Below are 4,372 nucleotides of genomic sequence, written 5' to 3' on the forward strand. Positions count from 1 at the left end.
TTTTTTCATGATTATTATGATTATTGTTGTGCTAAAAGGTGGGTCAAATTCCTCTTCTCAATCGGGTAAGCTGGGTCTCTAATGCAGTTACTCGTTCTTCCAAAGCTATAATTTGATTGTCTTACTTCAACAGAGGGGTCTTGTTGGGATTTATCAAACTCCTCTGGGTCGAAAGCACCAAAAAGATAGGATATAACGAGCTTCCTTCTGTCCAGATCTTTTGGGTAAAAGTTTTACGTACGGCTTTTCTCCTTCGGTCAGCTTGTTCAGGTAATACTGTACCTCTTCGATGCTTTCAAATTCGTAAAGTCTTCCGGAATTGCTGTTTATTTCGCCTGCGGTTAGAGGTCCGCGGAGGAAGAGTAGGCAAAGTATGGCTAATTCAGCCGGTATCAATGGATATTGTATGGCCAAATTGTGTTTGTATTTGGTCACACGGGAGGAGCCACCCGTCACGGTAGAGACCAGTCCTATTTTTTTGTAGAGAATCCAAAGTGTGGATGACCGTTTCTTCGTTGTAATTTACTACCGGCTTTCTGGATGTTTTTTGGTTGCATGCAGCCACTAGTGCGTTGACAGTCAAGGGATAATATTCGGGAGTAGTTTTAGATTTTTCCAGCAGACATCCCAACACGCGGATTTGTTCTTGATTAAGCTGAGGCAGTGTAATATTTTCTTCCATAGATTTCAAATAGTCTTTGTGACCCTAAGATAAGAGATTTCTATATAGTTCTTTGTATTTTCGTGCGTCAAATACATATTGCTTTGTTGAAGATAGCTTATCATAATGCCTATATACATCCTTTGCGGGAGGGACATCGTTTCCCTATGATCAAGTATGAGCTTATCCATGGTCAGCTACTATATGAAGGATTGGTAGAGAAGGAAAATTTTGTAGAACCACAGCTTGCGGATTTCGAAACTTGTTGTTTGGCTCATGACAGACAATATGTGAGTCGCTTGTTCGAGCTGACCTTGGATGAGAGGATGGTTCGCCGCATAGGCTTTCCGTTGAGTGAGTCTTTGGTAGATAGGGAACGGTTGATCTTGGATGGAACGATACGGACGGCCTTGAGTGCCCAAAGGTATGGTATTGCGTTCAATATAGCAGGAGGAACCCATCACGCAGGATTCGACTATGGGGAAGGGTTTTGCCTTATGAACGATCAGGCGGTGGCGGCCCGCTACCTGCTGAACAGAGGAGCAGCTCGCCGTATATTAATCATTGATTTGGACGTACATCAGGGGAATGGCACCGCTCATATTTTTAAAGAAGATCCCGACGTCTTTACCTTTTCCATGCATGGCGAGAAGAATTTTCCCTTCGTGAAGGAACGTTCCGACCGAGATATTGCATTGCCGGACGGTATTAGCGATGAAAGATACTTAAGTATTCTGGAGGAGGTGTTACCCACGCTCTTTGAGGAAGTGAATCCCGACTTTGTGTTTTACCAAGCAGGAGTAGATATTCTTCAGACGGATAAGTTAGGTAAACTTAAAGTTTCAAAAGAAGGGTGCAAATATCGTGATTACTTGGTTATTAAGTCTTGCAAGGAAAGAGATATTCCTCTTCAGATTTCTATGGGAGGGGGCTATTCGGTACATATACGTGACATCGTTGATGCGCATGTGAATACCTACAAGACAGCGATAGATATTTTTGATTTTTAGTACTTGTTCTGTTATATTTTATTCTAAAGAGATTGCGATTATTGTTTTTTCATCAAGATGCGAGCTTTAAGCATATTTCCATCCATCATGTAGGCAATAAGGCCAATGATGAGTTTTATATACTGTCAGAGAGTCCATTGGACCTTTCGGGAGACGAGGTTCTGCCGGATTTGCTGATGCAATATTTTATGAAACCTTTTGGAAAGCTTACGGAGGTTTATCGCTTTTACCATCCTAATGATGAGTTGGAATTGAATGAAGTTTATTACTTCAGCAAGCAATATTTTTCGGGAGAGATAGATTTTCATACATATTCGCAGCAGGTGACCAAGCATCTCTATGAGGTGTCTGACCATCCAAAGATTAAGTCGGGCGAAGTTTATGTGGTAGCCTTAAGGATGTGCAGATGGAAGGAGAAGAACACGATGCTGTGGGCATTTTCAAATCGGAAAACAAAGAGGCTTATCTTAAAGTGTATCCGCAGCAGGGAGGCTTTCAGCTGAACTATGAACAAGAGGCTATCAATATCAATAAGCTTGACAAAGGTGTGGTGATTATCAATACGGAAGAAGAAGAAGGCTACAAAGTGTTGGTAATAGACCAGACCAACCAGTCCGAGGCCGTGTATTGGAAGGACAACTTTTTACAACTACGCACGCGCAATGACGCCTATCAGCAGACCGGAAACCTGTTGAAAGTGTATAAAAAGTTTGTGGACGAGAAGCTGGATGAAGTTTTTGAACTTGAAACCGCAGATAAGATAGAGCTGCTCAACCGCTCGATGAACTACTTTAAGAGCAAGGAAACCTTTGATAATGCGGAGTTTGAAGAAGAGGTGATAGGAAACCCTCAAGCCATATCGCTTTTCAAGGACTTTAAGGAGAATTTTGAAGAGGAGTATGATATGCCTTTTCAGGCAAACTTCGACATTGCTGCTCCGGCTGTGAAAAAGATGGCAAGTTCCTATAAATCTGTCATTAAACTGGATAAAAATTTCCATATTTATGTACATGGAAAACGTGAATATCTCGAGAAGGGCTATGATGAAGAAAAGGGCTTAAATTACTATAAGCTTTATTACGAAAATGAATCTTAAAAGAAAGAGAATCAACCTAAATAGCTATTATATCGCGATAGGTGTATGTGCGCTTTTTATCATAGGAGTCTCCTTAATGAAGGATGACACATTATGGATTGAAAAGTATTATGCACAGACGATTTATCCTGTGGTTTCCTATATCTATATTATTCTTTTTTCTTGGGTACCATTCAGCATAGGCGATGTAATATACGGAGGTATTTTAGGTCTTTTTATTTTCCTTATTACAGCCTTTCTTAAGTCTATCTTTCGTAGGCGTTTTTATGAAGTAAAAGTTCATCTGGTAAGAATAATAACTTTTATTTCAGTTTTATATGTTGTTTTTCTAGTTAATTGGGGCTTGAATTATTACAGACAGCCTGTAAGGGAAAGGTTGGGATTACAGGACAGTTCTTTCACGAAGGAGGAATATCTGAAAGTCGTTGAAAACTATATTCACCAGGCCAATGCCCTGAGGGCCAAGATAGATTGGAAGGAAAAGACCAAGTTGGGAGTGCGTGGAGATCTGGCAGAGATTGTAAAGCAGGACACCCTGCTGAGCGGCTATCTATGTAAGACCCAGGTGCATGTCAAAGAACCTGTATCGAGCTTATTAGCTTCATTTTTTATGGTTTCGGGGTATTTTAATCCCTTCACTTTGGAAGCACATGTCAACCAGCATATTCCAAAAGCATCTTATCCTTTTGTTCACGTACATGAATTGGGGCATCAGCTGGGGATAGGTTTTGAAGATGAATGTAACTTTTATGCTTTCTTGGTATTGCATGAGGATAAGGATCTTTGGTACAGATATTCGGCTTATTATTCGGCATTGGGGTATTTGTTACGACCGTTGTATAGAGACAAGGTGCTGTGGGAAAAGTATAGAGCTATGTTGTCATCATTGGTGTTAGAGGATATGAGAGAGGAAAGCGATTTTTGGAGGGCACATCAAGGATGGTTGGAGAAAGTTTCAGGGGCTTTTTATGACGAATATCTGAAGGCGAATAATCAGCCGGAAGGTATGGAGCGCTACAGTTTGATGGTAAAGCTTCTTGTCGCGTGGGAAAAACAACGACAAGAAGCTAGAAGATAATTTTATTTGACTTTCTTCAGTATGTCTAGAATAAGAGGGTAAGTGTTTTCCATGACTTTCGGTAGGTCTTTCTTTCCAAACCATACCGCTTGGGAAATATCTTCTTCAGTTTGCGGCACCAGTTTAGGAACTTTATTTACGCCCATCTCATACCAGTTTGTTTTCTTAAGTACCAATTTTCCTTTCAGCTGATAGGTATGGTAGGTGGACATGATTTTTTTGCCTAGGTAATCCACTTTTATGCCGCATTCTTCTTCTACTTCCCTTACAGCAGCTTCACGCATTTTTTCACCTTCATCAACTTTTCCTTTCGGTAGATCCCATTTTCCGAGGCGGTGAATGAATAAAATTTTACCTTTTCCGTTTTTCACTACGCCACCAGCAGCGAAGATGGTCTTTATGCCGTCTGTAATCTTTTTGAAGATATCTTTGATATCGGGATGAACGTAGAGATAAGTAGTCTTTCCGTTCTTTGTAGAGCTATTCAAAAGTTTTCATAAGTCAATGTCTTGTAAACCAATCGTTTG

The 4,372-nt window shown here is 40.5% G+C and carries 7 protein-coding genes; 4 read left to right on the top strand and 3 right to left on the bottom strand.

The annotated features are described in order from the left end of the window. Positions 1-153 precede the first annotated feature (153 nt). Positions 154-456, bottom strand: coding sequence for a DUF480 domain-containing protein (locus tag SD31_RS20820; protein ID WP_316929817.1), 303 nt, complete (start codon positions 454-456; stop codon positions 154-156). After that, a complete protein-coding gene (locus SD31_RS20825) occupies positions 383-682 on the bottom strand; it encodes a DUF480 domain-containing protein (protein WP_316929818.1) in 300 nt (99 codons plus the stop codon). The genes SD31_RS20820 and SD31_RS20825 overlap by 74 nt, the downstream gene beginning before the upstream one ends. Positions 683-765: 83 nt before the next feature. Between SD31_RS20825 and SD31_RS08290 the strand changes: the two genes are divergently transcribed. From SD31_RS08290 to SD31_RS08300, 4 genes are read left to right on the top strand one after another with little or no spacing between them, the layout of a single operon-like run. Then, positions 766-1,671 carry a histone deacetylase gene (locus SD31_RS08290; RefSeq protein WP_039053789.1) on the top strand — a complete coding sequence of 302 codons (906 nt, stop codon included), beginning with the start codon at positions 766-768 and terminating at the stop codon, positions 1,669-1,671. Positions 1,672-1,703: 32 nt separating this feature from the next. Beyond that, positions 1,704-2,174 carry a nucleoid-associated protein gene (locus SD31_RS20830; RefSeq protein ID WP_316929819.1) on the top strand — a complete coding sequence of 157 codons (471 nt, stop codon included), beginning with the start codon at positions 1,704-1,706 and terminating at the stop codon, positions 2,172-2,174. Then, entirely contained in the window at positions 2,078-2,767 is a 690-nt protein-coding gene (locus tag SD31_RS08295; protein WP_316929820.1) for a nucleoid-associated protein, read from the top strand. Before SD31_RS20830 ends, SD31_RS08295 begins: the two co-directional genes overlap by 97 nt. Then, positions 2,757-3,845, top strand: coding sequence for a DUF3810 domain-containing protein (locus SD31_RS08300; RefSeq protein WP_039053788.1), 1,089 nt, complete (start codon positions 2,757-2,759; stop codon positions 3,843-3,845). Before SD31_RS08295 ends, SD31_RS08300 begins: the two co-directional genes overlap by 11 nt. A 2-nt stretch (positions 3,846-3,847) precedes the next feature. Here SD31_RS08300 and SD31_RS08305 read toward each other — a convergent pair whose 3' ends face one another. Beyond that, positions 3,848-4,333 (bottom strand): NUDIX hydrolase, encoded by a 486-nt coding sequence (locus SD31_RS08305; protein WP_052258817.1) that lies wholly within the window; start codon positions 4,331-4,333, stop codon positions 3,848-3,850. Between the last annotated feature and the right edge of the window lie 39 nt (positions 4,334-4,372).

Source organism: Sphingobacterium sp. T2 (assembly GCF_000814685.1).
GTDB classification, from domain to species: domain Bacteria; phylum Bacteroidota; class Bacteroidia; order Sphingobacteriales; family Sphingobacteriaceae; genus Sphingobacterium; species Sphingobacterium thermophilum.

Coding starts and splice junctions, on each gene's coding strand:
- SD31_RS08300 (WP_039053788.1), top strand. CDS start 2,757: ATGAATCTTAAAAGAAAGAGAATCAACCTAAATAGCTATTATATCGCG.
- SD31_RS08295 (WP_316929820.1), top strand. CDS start 2,078: ATGGAAGGAGAAGAACACGATGCTGTGGGCATTTTCAAATCGGAAAAC.
- SD31_RS20825 (WP_316929818.1), bottom strand. CDS start 682: ATGGAAGAAAATATTACACTGCCTCAGCTTAATCAAGAACAAATCCGC.